The sequence below is a fragment of the Pseudomonas sp. SDO5591_S426 genome (assembly GCF_054070755.1).
Map to the genome: position 1 here is coordinate 1 of NZ_JBSVXD010000046.1, position 14,338 is coordinate 14,338.

General features: G+C 59.9%; 15 protein-coding genes. 13 read left to right on the forward strand and 2 right to left on the reverse strand.

Going from position 1 to position 14,338, the window contains the following annotated elements; all coding sequences use genetic code 11:
* Window positions 1–46: 46 nt before the first annotated feature.
* Both ACW9JC_RS12110 and ACW9JC_RS12115 read right to left on the reverse strand, forming a co-directional pair.
* Window positions 47–622 (reverse strand): ANTAR domain-containing response regulator, encoded by a 576-nt coding sequence (locus tag ACW9JC_RS12110; protein ID WP_008056396.1) that lies wholly within the window; start codon window positions 620–622, stop codon window positions 47–49.
* Between the two features lie 15 nt (window positions 623–637).
* Entirely contained in the window at window positions 638–1,849 is a 1,212-nt protein-coding gene (locus ACW9JC_RS12115) for a CmpA/NrtA family ABC transporter substrate-binding protein (protein ID WP_457455136.1), read from the reverse strand.
* A gap of 224 nt (window positions 1,850–2,073) precedes the next feature.
* Between ACW9JC_RS12115 and ACW9JC_RS12120 the strand changes: the two genes are divergently transcribed.
* The 13 genes from ACW9JC_RS12120 to ACW9JC_RS12180 are packed head-to-tail and all read left to right on the forward strand — an operon-like array spanning window position 2,074 to window position 14,325.
* Window positions 2,074–2,808: a helix-turn-helix domain-containing protein gene (locus ACW9JC_RS12120; protein ID WP_457455137.1), complete on the forward strand. Its 735-nt coding sequence runs from the start codon at window positions 2,074–2,076 to the stop codon at window positions 2,806–2,808.
* A gap of 4 nt (window positions 2,809–2,812) precedes the next feature.
* The gene (sctC, locus tag ACW9JC_RS12125; RefSeq protein WP_457455138.1) at window positions 2,813–4,465 is read left to right on the forward strand and encodes a type III secretion system outer membrane ring subunit SctC; all 1,653 of its coding nucleotides are present in this window, start codon (window positions 2,813–2,815) and stop codon (window positions 4,463–4,465) included.
* Entirely contained in the window at window positions 4,462–5,568 is a 1,107-nt protein-coding gene (sctW, locus tag ACW9JC_RS12130; RefSeq protein WP_457455139.1) for a type III secretion system gatekeeper subunit SctW, read from the forward strand. The genes sctC and sctW overlap by 4 nt, the downstream gene beginning before the upstream one ends.
* Window positions 5,569–5,591: 23 nt before the next feature.
* Window positions 5,592–7,643: an EscV/YscV/HrcV family type III secretion system export apparatus protein gene (locus ACW9JC_RS12135; RefSeq protein WP_457455140.1), complete on the forward strand. Its 2,052-nt coding sequence runs from the start codon at window positions 5,592–5,594 to the stop codon at window positions 7,641–7,643.
* A gap of 13 nt (window positions 7,644–7,656) precedes the next feature.
* Entirely contained in the window at window positions 7,657–8,064 is a 408-nt protein-coding gene (locus ACW9JC_RS12140; protein WP_457455141.1) for an InvB/SpaK family type III secretion system chaperone, read from the forward strand.
* On the forward strand, window positions 8,061–9,347 hold the full coding sequence (sctN, locus tag ACW9JC_RS12145) for a type III secretion system ATPase SctN (protein WP_457455163.1): 1,287 nt from the start codon (window positions 8,061–8,063) through the stop codon (window positions 9,345–9,347). Before ACW9JC_RS12140 ends, sctN begins: the two co-directional genes overlap by 4 nt.
* Window positions 9,331–9,786, forward strand: coding sequence for a type III secretion protein (locus ACW9JC_RS12150; protein WP_457455142.1), 456 nt, complete (start codon window positions 9,331–9,333; stop codon window positions 9,784–9,786). Before sctN ends, ACW9JC_RS12150 begins: the two co-directional genes overlap by 17 nt.
* On the forward strand, window positions 9,783–10,655 hold the full coding sequence (locus tag ACW9JC_RS12155; protein ID WP_457455143.1) for a SpaN/EivJ family type III secretion system needle length determinant: 873 nt from the start codon (window positions 9,783–9,785) through the stop codon (window positions 10,653–10,655). The genes ACW9JC_RS12150 and ACW9JC_RS12155 overlap by 4 nt, the downstream gene beginning before the upstream one ends.
* Window positions 10,652–11,584: a FliM/FliN family flagellar motor switch protein gene (locus ACW9JC_RS12160; protein WP_457455144.1), complete on the forward strand. Its 933-nt coding sequence runs from the start codon at window positions 10,652–10,654 to the stop codon at window positions 11,582–11,584. Before ACW9JC_RS12155 ends, ACW9JC_RS12160 begins: the two co-directional genes overlap by 4 nt.
* Complete coding sequence (locus ACW9JC_RS12165; protein ID WP_457455145.1) at window positions 11,581–12,240, forward strand: EscR/YscR/HrcR family type III secretion system export apparatus protein; 660 nt, start codon at window positions 11,581–11,583, stop codon at window positions 12,238–12,240. The genes ACW9JC_RS12160 and ACW9JC_RS12165 overlap by 4 nt, the downstream gene beginning before the upstream one ends.
* Before the next feature lie 10 nt (window positions 12,241–12,250).
* A complete protein-coding gene (locus ACW9JC_RS12170; RefSeq protein ID WP_020795892.1) occupies window positions 12,251–12,505 on the forward strand; it encodes an EscS/YscS/HrcS family type III secretion system export apparatus protein in 255 nt (84 codons plus the stop codon).
* A gap of 4 nt (window positions 12,506–12,509) precedes the next feature.
* Window positions 12,510–13,316: a type III secretion system export apparatus subunit SctT gene (gene sctT, locus ACW9JC_RS12175; protein ID WP_457455146.1), complete on the forward strand. Its 807-nt coding sequence runs from the start codon at window positions 12,510–12,512 to the stop codon at window positions 13,314–13,316.
* Window positions 13,291–14,325 carry an EscU/YscU/HrcU family type III secretion system export apparatus switch protein gene (locus ACW9JC_RS12180; RefSeq protein ID WP_457455147.1) on the forward strand — a complete coding sequence of 345 codons (1,035 nt, stop codon included), beginning with the start codon at window positions 13,291–13,293 and terminating at the stop codon, window positions 14,323–14,325. The genes sctT and ACW9JC_RS12180 overlap by 26 nt, the downstream gene beginning before the upstream one ends.
* Window positions 14,326–14,338 lie beyond the last annotated feature (13 nt).

Sequence of the window (14,338 nt, forward strand, 5' to 3'; positions counted from 1 at the left end):
CGTATGCCAACTGTAGGAGCTGCCGAAGGCTGCGATCTTTTGATGCTCAACCCAACAATTCACTCATGGCAATAATCTGCTCCGCCACCTGAATCAGCTTCTGCTGGCGGCTCATGGCCTGGCGGCGCATCAGGGTGTAGGCCTCTTCCTCGTTGCAGTCCTTCATTTTCATAAGCAACCCTTTGGCCAGCTCGATGCGCTTGCGCTCGGCCAGTTGCTGGTCGCGGGCGTGCAGTTGCGCGCGCAAGGCCTGATCGCTTTCGAAGCGCGCCATGGCCACGTCGAGAATCGGCTGCAAGCGTTGTGCGTGGATGCCTTCGACGATGTAGGCGCTGACCCCGGACTTGATCGCCTGGCGCATCACATCGGGGTCGTGCTCGTCGGTAAACATGACGATGGGCCGTGGCTGGTCGCGGCTGACGAGCACCACTTGCTCCATGACATCGCGACTCGGTGACTCGGTATCGATCAAAATCACATCCGGACGCACCGTTTCGACGCGTTCGGGCAGGTCGATGGTCAACCCGGACTCGTCGATCACTTCGAATCCGGCTTCGGTGAGGGCCGCTTTCAGGCGTCCGACTTTTTTCGCGGTGTCGTTGATCAGCAGGATACGCAACATGTTCGCAGTCTCCTGTCAGCGACTGGCGAGTCGGGGCGAGCTGTCGCTCATGGCGTGCAGCTTGAAGCTGCGGGCATAGCCGACCGGGTCGGAACCATCCCAGACTTTGCCGTCGATCAACTGGCTGTTGCGCATCTCTTTGCCCAGTGATGCGACTCCGACGGCACTGGCGGCCTCACGGTACAAGTCTAGTTGCTGGACCTGGCGAGCAACTGCGAGGTAATCCGGGTCGTCGCGCAACAAGCCCCAGCGACGGAACTGGGTCATGAACCACATGCCATCGGACAGATACGGCAGATTGACCTCGCCAGCGCCATGGAAGCGCAAGGCGTGCGGGTCTTGCCAGCGATTACCCAGACCGTCGGCGTAGTCGCCCAACAGGCGCGGTTCGATGCATTCGAGCGGTGCGTCGAGGTACTGCGGCGCACTGAGCAATTGCGCGGTGCTGCGACGATTTTCGGTGTTGTCTTCGATGAAGCGGCTGGCTTCCAGGATCGCCATCACCAACGCTCGGGCGGTGTTGGGATATTGCTCGACAAAGGCGCGGGTGCAGCCGAGGACTTTTTCCGGATGATCGGGCCAGATAGTTTGAGTGGTGGCCAAGGTAAAACCGAGATTCTGTTGCACCGCGCTGGCGGACCACGGTTCGCCAACGCAGAAGCCGTCGATGCGCCCCGCTTGCAGGTGCGCGACCATTTGCGGCGGCGGTACCACCACACTGTCGACATCCAGCAGCGGATGAATGCCCTGGCTGGCGAGCCAGTAATACAGCCACATCGCGTGGGTGCCGGTAGGGAAAGTCTGGGCGAACGTCAGTTTTGGGCGACTTTGGTGCACGTGCCGGTGAAGTGCTTCAGGACCGGTCACGCCAAGGCCCTGCAAGCCATGGGAGAGATTGATGCTTTGGCCGTTCTGGTTCAGCCCCATCAGCACCGCCATGTCGGTCGGGGCCACGCCGCCGATGCCCAGGTGCACGGCGTAGATCAAGCCGTACAGGCTGTGGGCGGCATCGAGTTCACCGTTGACCAGTTTGTCCCGTAGATTTGCCCAGGATGATTGGCGCTTGAGGTTCAGGGTCAAGCCGTAGGGTTGGGCGAACCCCTGAGTGGCGGCCACCACCACCGAGGCGCAGTCGCTCAGGGCCATGAAGCCGAGGTTGATTTCGGTCTTTTCCGGGGCATCGCTGCCATTGACCCAGGCCAAAGGGCCTGCTGATGGTTCGTTCATCGATTTCGCACCTTCAAAAAAAACGTCGTCCCAGACCCTTCTACAAGCCAGGCCGGGTGACGACGCCATTGTCCTTGCACACATTCCGCCGTTGGCCTGTGCGCTGATGACTGATCGGCTGCAAGGCATATGCCATCCGGGGTTCATCAGCTTTACATCAGGATTCAACGCGCCATGTCTTTCATCCTGCCGACCCACATCGTCAGGTCGCAAAGGAGGTTGGCGTGCACATCGAATCAATACGCGCCGCAGGTTTCCCCGACGCCCGTTTCGGCGAGCGGGTGCTGCATCTGCGTGTCAACGAATCCCCCGTGTATCTGCTCTCGACCCAGTGTGCGACGGCCTGCCACCTGCCAGTCGGCTGGGAAGGGCTGATTGCGATGAACGGTACATTTGAAGTAAACGGCAACGTGCAGACCCTGCCAGTTGCAGAAGCGCCGTTGGTGAAGTTGCAAGTGTTCATCGATCTGGGTGACGCGCTGGTTGATCAACGATCCAGCCAGGCATTCCCGGCGGCATTGCCGGTGGCCTCCCCAGTCATCCAGTCGCAAAGGACGCTCGAGCGCTGGTACATCGAGCAAGCCATGGCCGGTGGTCCGGCCTACCAGGCTTTTGCCAGCGTGCTGCGCCATTGCGAGAGCTACGGGCTTGTACGTTTCCTGGTGGAGCAGGGCACACACAGTGAAAAATTGACCACTTTGGCGCAGCGCTACGGCGTCTCTGTGTCGCATTTTCGCCGACTGTGTCGACAGGCGCTGGGTACGGCGGCCAAGCCTGCCTTGCGTGGCTGGCGGACGGCTCAGGCGTTGTTGAACATGAGCCAGCGGGACAACTCCCTGACGGATGTCGCGCTGGAGTTCGGTTTCGCCTCTTCTTCGCATTTCTCAAAGGAAATCCGCGAGCTGGTGGGCTTCTCACCCAGCAGCCTGGCCGATATTACCTACCTTCCAGGCAAGTGAGCCGATGAACTGCCGATTGTTCTCTTTTTCCCTTTTGCCCGCCTGCTTGAGCGCCGCGTTGCTGCTTGCACCCTGTGCTGCGCAGGCCGCTGTCTATAACTTCGAGGCCCGTGAGCAGAGCGCGCGCACTTTTTTCAGCGAGTTGTCCGGCCCGCTGGGTAAACCCGTAATCGTCAGTAAAGCTGCTGCGGCCAAGCGGGTTTCCGGAACGTTCGATTTGCTCGTTCCGCAGAGAACCTTTGAGCGTATCAGCGCGCAAATGGGCTTGATCTGGTACAGCGATGGCCAGGCGATTTACCTGTACGACGCCTCGGAATTCAAAAGCTCGATGATGTCGCTGCACACCCTCACCGTAGCCAAGCTCCAGGCATTTCTCGAACGTTCCGGGTTGCACGACAAGCGCTATCCGTTGCGCCACGACGGCTTGCGGACTTTCCATGTGTCGGGTCCGCCGATGTATGTCGACCTGGTGGTGCAAGCGGCCGGGATGATGGATAACCAGCGCTCGGAGTTGTTGCTGGGCAAGCAGCAGATCGGTGTGATCCAGGTGCGCAATACCTTCGTCAGCGACCGCAAATACGAGCTGCGCGATGACAAGGTGACCATCCCCGGCCTGGCCACCGTGATCGAGGAGTTGCTGCGTGGCGAGAAACGCGAGGTCGAACCGTCGGTGGCGCAAGCCCCTGCACAGCGACCGCAGGGATTGATGCCGGCGTTTCCCCTCGAAGGCCTGGCGAGCACGCCCTCGGAACAAGACCCGACCGCGCCGCGAATCATCGCGCGCGAGGTGGCCGCGGGAAACATTCGAGTGGTGGCTTATCCCGACACCAACAGCCTGCTGGTCAAGGGGTTGCCGGAGCAAGTGCGCTTCATCGAGAACCTGGTGAGCGCGCTGGACACGCCCAAGCGCCACGTGGAGTTGTCGCTGTGGATCATCGATTTGCACAAGGACGAGCTCAATCAGCTGGGCATCAATTGGCAAGGCACGGTGAATTCGGGCGGTAAATTTTCCGCATCGCTCAATGCCGGTTCGGCGACCACCCTCGATGGTGTTTCGTTCGTGACTCAGGTCATGGCGCTGGAACGTACCAACCGAGCGAATGTGGTCTCGCGACCGGTGATTCTTACCCAGGAAAACGTGCCGGCGATCTTCGACAACAACCGCACGTTTTATGCCCCGCTGGTGGGCGAGCGCACGGTCGAGTTGCAGCACGTGACCTACGGCACGCTGGTCAGCGTACTGCCGCGTTTCGCCCAGGCGGACGAGGTGGAAATGTCGCTCAATATCGAGGACGGCAACGAAGTCGAAAGCCCCGGCCAGGGCGAGCGCCCGAACTCGCTGCCCACGGTCGGTCGCACACGAATCAGTACTGTGGCGCGGGTGCCTCAGGGCAAGAGCCTGTTGGTGGGCGGTTTCACCCGCGATGACAACAGCGAGCAAATCGGACGGGTACCGGTACTGGGTTCGATTCCATGGATCGGGCGCTTGTTCAGCTATCGACAAAGCCGCTCGGCCAACACGGTGCGGGTGTTCCTGATTCAGCCCAAGGAAATTCTCGACGCCTTCGAGCCCGTCATGGAACCGGGCCCGCAGATGCTGACACCGCAGCAGCATGAGCGTGTGCGCCGATCGTACTTCCGGGCATCGGAAAAATGATCCTGCCACCAATTTCCACGGGTGGCAGATCGGCCCAGGCTCGGCTCAATACCGAGAAGGCCGCGGAGCATCCACAACCACAGGCGGATGCGGACATTGATCTGGATGAAAGCGGTACGGCGGCTGCCGCGCAGCGTTTTGTGCAGATCAGCGATGAAATGTCGGCAGCGTTGGCGCAGTTTCGTGCCCGACGGCATTTCGAACTCAAGTCCGACACCCTGACCGACAACTTCGAAAGAGTGCTCGACGACGACACTTTGCCCAAAGTGCAACGGGTCCTGAGTCTGGCGCGACTGGCGGATAAACCCGTCACCTGGCTGTTGCAGCAGTTGCGCGGGTTGTTCCCCGATGACAGCGATCTGGTGTTGGTGTTGCGGGAATTGTTGCGCCGTAAACGGCTCGATGGCGGTTCGCGTCGGCGACTTGAAAAGGTATTGCAGGAAGCGCTCGCCGAGGCCTCGCCCAAGCGGATGAACGCGGGCATCAATACGGCCCTCAAAGCCCGAATGTTCGGTGCGAGCATGGCCGTGCGTGCGGGACTGCTGCGCGAAACCTACCGGGATTTTCTCGAGTCCGACGACGGCCCGGTCAGTTGTTATCAGGACTGGATTGCGTTGTACGGGCCGCTCAATCGCATGAGCGTGCTGGTGTTCATCGAAGACGCCTTGCTCACCGATATCAGCGCCCAGGACCCGAGTTGTTCGCGTGCAGAATTTGGCCACCTGCTGGCCAGGCTGGCTGACCTCAAGCGCCTGCGTTCAGCCGATGGCCTGTTTATCGGCAGCCTGCTCGGCGATGAACTCATCTGTCGGCACAACCCCGATGAATCCGACTGGCTGGTGTTCCTTATGGGGCTACTGAGCTACCCCGACGAACTCGACCAGTTGCTGCTCGGCGCGCTCGGTGAACGCCTGCTGTTGAGTCCTCACCGTGAGCGCTCAACCGTGCTGCACACGGTGCGCCGACTGAGCCTGCAATTGCCGTTGCCACTGTTTGTCGATGAAGAGGCACCCCAACGCCTGGCACAGCAGTTCACGCACCTGGCCGACATCGCCTACGCCCACGAATGTATTGAGCGGCGACGTCTCAGTGGTTGCCCATGACTTTTTCCCGGAACTGACCTGCCATGCTCAACGTGTTTCTACGCAATGTCAGCGCTCGACCGGAGCTGCTGATTCTGTCGTTGATGGTGATGATCATCGCCATGCTGATCATTCCCTTGCCGACGGTGCTGGTGGATTTTCTCATCGGCCTGAACATCATCATTTCGCTGTTGGTGTTCATGGGTTCTTTCTACATTGAACGCATCCTCAACTATTCGACGTTCCCGGCCTTGCTGCTGCTGACCACGCTGTTTCGCCTGGCGCTGTCGATCAGCACCAGCCGCTTGATCCTCAGTCAGGCCGATGCCGGCGAGATCATTGCGTCGTTCGGTGAGTTCGTGATCGGCGAAAGCCTGGTGGTGGGTTTTGTAATCTTTTCCATCGTCACCATTGTCCAGTTCATCGTGATCACCAAAGGCTCGGAACGGGTAGCCGAAGTGGCGGCGCGCTTCTCGCTGGACGGCATGCCGGGCAAGCAGATGAGCATCGACGGCGACTTGAAGGCCGGTGCCATCACGGCCGAAGAAGCCAAGGAAAAACGCAGCACTCTGGAGCGCGAAAGCCAGCTGTATGGCTCCTTTGACGGGGCGATGAAGTTCATCAAGGGCGACGCGATCGCTGGCATCATCATTATCTTCGTCAACTTCATCGGCGGCATGGCCATTGGTGTCGGGCAAATGGGCATGGACATGTCCACTGCCCTGTCGACCTACACCTTGCTGACCATCGGCGATGGGCTGGTGGCGCAGATTCCCGCGTTGCTGATCGCCATCGGCGCCGGCTTCATCGTCACCCGCGTCAACGGTGATGACAGCAACCTGGGGCGCAACATGCTCGCGCAAATGCTGGGCAATCCCTTCGTGCTGGGCGTGACTGCATTGCTCGCTGTGGGCGTGGGCCTGTTACCGGGTTTTCCGCTGCTGACGTTCCTGTCGATTGCCAGTGTGCTGGGCCTGGTTGTGTTCATGCGGCATCGCAAATCTACCCGACTGGCCGGGCAGGGCGATGGCCGTGCGGCACCCTCCGCGCAAGATGCATTGCAACCCGAGTCGGGATTGCTCGATGACGTCGACAATATCGCCACCGAAACCATCGCGCTGATGTTGCTGGTGCCCACGGCGCGTCTGGACGAACTGAGCAGGGCCCGTTGGCCAGCGCGCTTTCGCAGCCAGTTTTTCGTCGACTATGGGCTGCGTATTCCCGAACCACAGCTTCGTGCCAGCGAAGCGTTGCCGGCACATCAAGTGGCGGTGCTGATCAATGAAGTGCGCGCCGAACAGTTCGATATCCATTTCGATCACTGGCGTCTGCTCGACTACTCGCCGGAACTGGATTCCATGGAATTTGCGCTGGTGCGCGGCAACGACAGCAATCGACTTGGCGGGGTCTGGGTCAACGCCACCGACCGCGAGCGGGTGCAGCAATTGGGTTATCACCTGCGCCCGGCTGACGAAGAATGCTATCGCTGCCTGGTCACGTTGCTGGCGCGCAACATCCAGGAGTTTTTCGGCGTGCAGGAAACCAAGCAACTGCTCGACGAAATGGAAACGCGCTACCCCGATCTGCTCAAGGAAGTCTATCGCCACGTCACGGTGCAGAAGATCGCCGAAGTGCTGCAGCGGCTGATCGGCGAGCGCATCTCCGTGCGCAACATGAAGCTCATTCTCGAATCGCTGGCCCATTGGGCGTCACGGGAAAAAGACGTGCTGGCGCTGGTCGAGCACGTTCGCGGTTCGATGGCCCGCTACATCAGCAACAAATTCGCCCACGGTAATGACTTGCGTGTGCTGCTGCTTTCACCGGAGTTCGAAGAGGTGGTGCGACGAGGCATTCGCCAAACCTCGGGCGGCAGTTTCATCAACCTGGAACCGGCCGAGTCTGAAGAGCTGATGGACCGACTGAGTGTCGGCATCGACAGCCTGCACATCGCGCAAAAGGACATGGTGCTGCTGTGTTCGATCGATGTGCGGCGCTACATCAAGAAACTGATCGAAGGGCGGTTCCGGGAGCTGGACGTGATGTCGTTCGGCGAAATCTCCGAGACTGTCTCGGTCAATGTCATCAAGACGCTGTAAGGAAAACCTGTAAATGATACCGATGGATATTGCCGGTCTGTTGCGCGACGCGCTGCGTCATAGCGGCTGCATGGACAGCCAGATCGGGCAGTTCGACAGTCATAGCACCATTGAAATGCAGATGAAAAACCTGCCCGACATCAGCGTTGCCGTGGTCGATGGTGATGTCTGGGTCTGGGCGTCGGTCGCAGAAGCGAGTCCGAATGTAATGAACCATTGTGCCTTCGATTTGATGCAGTTCCTGCTGGAAGGCAATGCGTTTTCCCGCACCGGGCAATTGCATCTTTGCGTCGTCCAGGAGCGACTCGAACTGCGCCTGATGGCCAATGCTCACGCCCTCGGCGACGCCGAACATTTCGCACAAGCCCTCGATGCTTTCGTGCAGGCGACCGAAAAGCTGTGCGACCTTTTACGCCGATGATCACCCGGCTGGAAAGGCATGCGGCCCATCCCCTGCGGTTGAGTGGTCCGTTGATCGAAGCGGCGCTGGGCGACGTTGTCATTGGCGAGGTCTGCGAAGTACGGCGCCATTGGCGCTTGCCTCAGGTCGCGGCCAGGGCGCAGGTCATCGGCTTCAAGCCTGGTGCGGTCCTGCTCAGTTTGCTCGGTGATGCGAAGGGCTTGTCCAGGGAGTCGATGATCGTGCCGACGGGCGCAACGCTGCAATTGACGTGCAGTGACGCCTTGCTCGGCAGCGTGGTCGACCCCCAGGGCACGATCGTCGAGCGTCTGGCGCCGTCAATGGCCGTTGCTCAACGGGACTATCCGGTGGATGCCGACCCTCCGTCTTACCAGCAGCGGCGCCCGGTGGCGGAACCGTTGCGTACCGGCGTTCGGGTCATCGATGGCTTGCTGACCTGCGGCGTCGGTCAGCGCATCGGCATTTTTGCCGCCGCCGGTTCTGGCAAGACCACGTTGATCAACATGCTGATCAACCACACCGATGCCGACGTTTTTGTCATCGGCCTGATTGGTGAGCGCGGACGTGAAGTGACCGAGTTCATCGAACATCTGCGCCAGTCGGAAAAACGCGCCCGTTGCGTGGTGGTGTATGCCACGTCGGATTTTTCGTCGGTGGATCGCTGCAACTCGGCCCTCCAGGCCACGGCCATCGCCGAGTATTTTCGCGACCAGGGCCAGCGAGTGGTGTTGTTGCTGGACTCGTTGACGCGTTATGCCCGCGCTCGGCGGGATTTGGCCCTGGCGGCGGGCGAAGCACCGGCGCGGCGCGGCTATCCGGCCTCGGTATTCGACGCCTTGCCGCGTTTGCTGGAACGACCGGGTGTAACTGCTTCGGGCAGCATCACTGCCTGGTATACCGTCCTGCTGGAAAGCGACGACGAGCCGGACCCGATTGCCGAGGAGATTCGTTCCATTCTCGACGGCCATATTTACCTCAGCCGTGCCTTGGCGGCCAAAGGTCACTATCCGGCAATCGATGTGTTGCGCAGCGTCAGTCGCGTAGCAACGCAAGTCACCACGTCCCAGGTGCAGCAACTGGCGGCATCGACTCGGGAAACGCTGACGCGTCTTGAGCAGTTGCAGATTTTCCTCGATATGGGCGAGTACACCCAGGGCGCAGACGCCGCGAACGACCAGGCGATGCAGCGCCGCGATGCGCTAACTCAGTGGTTGCGTCAGCCGACGGATGAATGCTGCGAACCGGACGAAACCCTGCGGAGTTTGCATGAACTCATTGCGTGATGGACGACGCCTGTTGGCGTTCAGTCAGTTCCGTCGGCAACGCGGCGAACAAGCGGTGCTGCGCACACAACAGCAGTTGCAACCACTGTTGCAGGAACGTGCCGGCTTCGAGGGACAAGAGGCGTCACTGCAAAGTCTGTTGGCCAGTCATCGGGCAAACGACTGCGTGCTGGATCACGGGCAACTGTTGGCGCTGTTGCGCAGGCAGGCTGTTATCCGTCGGCAGATTGATCTGTTGCGTCTTGAGCGCGATCGCGTCGACCAGCAGTGCCGACAGGTTGAGCAATTGTTGCAAGAGCAACGCGAGCAATTGGGTTTGTTGCAACGTAAACATGACAAGTACGAACGGTCTGTCCAGCAGCTATTGCGTGGGCAACGGCTTGAGTGCGTGCGCCGAGAAGAAAGGGAGATAGAAGAGATGAACGGAGTTCGGCGATGAACGATGTATCTGTGATTTCAGCTCTGCCGGTTCAAGTCCTGGACCCCGTTACCGACGGCTCCATGGATGAGCTGAAAGACACGCTCGTACCGGTGCAAGAGGAGGATCTGCCACAAGGTGTGCTGGATCTTTTGGCGGCGCTGGTCTTGCGTCAGCGATCGATGACCATCAACCAAGGGACGGCGGATGTTGCGCGCGACAAGGCACTGCCAGCGGCCCCGATGACGATGATTTATCCACAAGCCAAGCGGCCGATTCAACAGCTGCCACACCAACTGATGCTGACTAAAGGCTTGACCTCCGACAGGATGGAAATGCCTGTGCAAGTAACGCTCGGGAAAATCGAACTGGACTCGCGTCTATCGAATTTGCCTGTGGGGTCGCCGATCGAGCGCTCGCCAAATACCGCTGAACCCATGTCAATCGAACGAGCCGCCAGTGCTCAAGCGCCGATTCCGCTCACCACCGAAGCTGAGTTGCCCGAAGCACTGTTGCAGCCGCAAGTGATGCGCCATACGGCAACGGTCGTGCCGCCATCCATTCCTGCATCGCCGATCCTGCGGCCCATGCCGACACCTGACGTGATGCTCGAAATCTTGCCCGCGTCGGACCGGGGTTTGCTGCAAGTGCCGTTCAACAAAGGCACGGTCAGCGGGCAAGTGACGATCAGTCGAGTGCCTGATGAGCCCATTCGCAACCTTCAGCTCAGCCCGAGCAACACCTTGGTATTCGAGCAACTCAAGGAACCCTTCGAACAGGTGCGGGAGCCGGCCTGGCGGTTGACCGACAGCGGCGGCGAGCAGCAGCGTCAGGGTTCGCAGCAATCGCCGGATGACGAGCAGGACGAACAGTCCGAGCTGCCCGCATGAGTGGACTGAAACTGCGCCGGGTCGACCCTGCGGCCCATGCCTGCGCGCGGTCGGTCCAGCGCTGGCGGGGTGCCGGCCATGACACCGGTTCTGGTTGCCTGCCACGGCGGCCCGGCTACTTACGCTTTTGCGCACACAGCGAAGGGAGGGACTGGCACGGATTGATCATGGCCCGTGACTGGCTGCATCGCTCGCTCCCGCAGTTGCAGTCGTTGCTGAGGATAGAGACCTCGGTGACGAATATCGTTGACCTGTTTCAGTCGGTGCCACGGCCGTTGCTGCTGGAGCTGGACGAGTTGCATTACCAGACGCTGTCCGACGTCGAGTTGGTCGATCCGCCGCAACTGCCAACGCACACGTTGCCCTGGCTCGACACGTCTCGGGGGCGCGTGTGGGTGACGCAGTTGCCACCGGCGCGTGCCGCCAGCGAGCCGTTGGACTCCAACGCTTGGCTGGCCGATTTGCCGCTGCGCCTGGAGCTGATGCTGGGTGTCAGTCACCTGATTCATGCGAGCCGGACACGACTGAATGAGGGCGATGTCCTGCGGATCATTCAGCCGGCTCAACGCGCCTGGCTGGCGGGCCGATGCGTCGGCGTTTTCACGTTTACTGAAGAGGGATTACTCATGCAATCGACCGTTGCCGATGCCGATCAACAAGCCGCGATTGAGCCGCGGGCGAATGTCGAACTCGGCGCTTTGTCCGTGCGACTGGAGTTCATTCTCGCGACCCATGACATCGACCTGGCCACGCTGTCGCGGATCGTCGATGGGCAACTGATTCCGTTGGCCGACGACGCCGCACGGCACATCGAGATTCGCGCCAACGGCAAGCGTGTTGCCCGGGGGGAACTGGTGCAGCTGGGCGAGCAATTGGGTGTCGAGTTGATCGAGGTTTATCGGGGTACTTCAGCGGAACAGCCGCGATGAATGACGTCTCGCTGATCGCGCTGCTGGCGTTCGCGTCACTGCTGCCGTTTCTCGTGGCGGCCGGCACCTGCTACATCAAGTTTTCGATTGTCTTTGTCATCGTGCGTAACGCCTTGGGCTTGCAGCAGGTGCCCTCGAACATGGCCCTCAATGCGATTGCCCTGATGCTGGCGATTTTCGTGATGACACCGGTGATGAAGCAAGGGTATGGCTATTACAAGGAAGAACAGGTGGCCTTTACCGACATCGAGTCAGTGGTGAGTTTCGCCGAGAACGGGTTGGGGGGATACAAGGAATATCTGCGCAAGTACACCGACCCGGAACTGGCGCTGTTCTTCGAGCGGGCCCAAGCGGTGCAGAGCGAAACCGACGTCGGCCTGCCCGCCGATGAAGAGCTCACGCCGTCGCTGTTTTCGCTGCTGCCGGCCTACGCGTTGAGTGAAATCAAAAGCGCCTTCAAGATCGGCTTCTACCTGTATTTGCCATTCGTGATCGTCGATCTGGTGATCTCCAGCATTCTGCTGGCGCTGGGCATGATGATGATGAGCCCGGTGATCATTTCTGTGCCGATCAAACTGGTGCTGTTTGTGGCGCTGGATGGCTGGGCGTTGCTGTCGACCGGGCTGGTCAAGCAATACCTGACCTTGCTGACATGAGGGCAGGTAAATGAATGATCTGGTGTATGCCGGCAATAAAACCCTCTACCTGATTCTGCTGATGGTGGCGTGGCCGATCATTGTCGCCACGGTAGTCGGCCTGGTGGTCGGGTTGATTCAGACCGTGACCCAATTACAGGAGCAGACACTGCCGTTCGGTTTCAAGTTGTTGGCGGTCGCCGCGTGCCTGTTCCTGCTGTCGGGCTGGTACGGGGAAACCCTGCTCGATTTCAGCCGCGAAGTCATACGTCTGGCGTTGGGTTAGCGCAATGTCGGTGACGTTGTTTTTCGATCTGTACGCCTGGTTCGCCGCCGCCATTCTTGGGGTGGCACGCCTGGCGCCGATTTTTTTCATGTTGCCGTTTCTCAACAGCGGGGTGCTTACGGGCGTGCCGCGTCAGGCTGTCATTGTGTTAGTGGCGACGGGGTTCTGGGCTTATGTGGGTGTGCCGTTGCCGGCGCTCGACGGCTTGGCATTCTTCGGGCTGGTGTTGCGTGAGGCCGGCATTGGCGTGCTGCTTGGCGTCCTGCTGTGCTGGCCGTTCTGGGTGTTGCACGCGATGGGCAACCTGATCGACAACCAGCGCGGCGCCATGCTCAGCAGCACCGTGGACCCGGCCAACGGCGTCGACACCTCGGAGCTGGCGAATTTTCTCCAGTTGTTCGCCGCGGTGGTTTATCTCGAAGGCGGCGGCATGTTGCTGATGCTCGAAACCGTTGGCCATAGCTACCGTATTTGCACGCCGGCAAATGGTTGCGAGATGCACCTGCCATCTGTTCTGAACCTGCTCGATGCGCTGGTGAGCAAGACGCTGGTGATCAGTGCACCGGTGGTGGCCACGCTGTTGGTCAGCGAAGCGTTGCTGGGTTTGCTCTCGCGGTATGCGCCGCAAATGAACGCGTTCTCGGTGTCGCTGACGGTCAAGAGCCTGGTGGCGCTGGTGGTGTTGATGCTGTATTTCGGCGTGCACCTGCCGGATGAAGTCCTGCGCATGGGCACCAAATCCCAAGGGCTGGAGCACTACCTGGGCAGCGAAAGGGAGGTTACTGATGTCGTCCAGCGCCTCGAAGACTGAGAAACCCACCGCCAAGCGACTGCGCGATGCGTCACGCAAAGGGCAGACATTCAAGGCCAAGGATCTGGTGGTCACCTGCCTGACCCTTTGCGGCATCACCTACATGGTGTTCAACAGCTCATTGTTCGAGGTCATGGAAGTCTATCGGCGCATCATCGCCAGTGATTTTGACGTGGACATGCAAGCGTACTCGGCGATGCTGGTGCTGGTCGGGCTCAAGTCCTTGTTGCCGCTGCTGTTGGTGTGCGTGTTGACCAGCGCACTGCCTGCGCTGTTGCAAAGCGGCTTTGTGCTGGCCAGCGAGGCCTTGAAGCTCAATCTCGGTGCGCTGAACCCGATCAATGGCTTCAAGAAACTGTTCAGCATGCGCACCGTCAAGGACACGGTCAAAGCGCTGTTGTACCTGGGCAGTTTTGCCATGGCGTTGTGGATCGTCTGGATCACGCAGCGGCAACTGCTGTTTGCGCAATTGTTCACTCAGGCACCTGAGCTGTTCGCAATCTGGGGCCACTTGTTGCTGGTGCTGGTGTTGGCGTTTCTGGGATGCGTGCTGCTGATCGTCGTGCTGGATGCGCTGAGCGAATACTGGCTATTCATGAAAGACCAGATGATGGACAAGGACGCCGTCAAGCGTGAACACAAGGAGCAAGACGGCAACCCGGATATCAAGGGCCGCCGTCGCGACCTGCACAGGGAGCTTCTGTCCGAGCAAGTCAAATCCGACGTGCGCAGCTCGCGGATGATCATCGCCAACCCGACCCACATCGCCATCGGCGTGTATTTCCGCCCGGAAATCACCCTGCTGCCGTTTATCTCGCTGATGGAAACCAACCAGCGCGCACTGGCTGTTCGAGCGTATGCCAAGGAGGTGGGTGTGCCGGTAATCAACGACATCGCGCTGGCTCGGCGAATCTTCAAAACCCACCAGCGCTACAGCTTCCTCCAGGTGCAGGAAATCGAAGAAGTCCTGCGCCTGTTGATCTGGCTCGAGCAAGTCGAGCAAGCCTGAGTTCTCCCTTTTC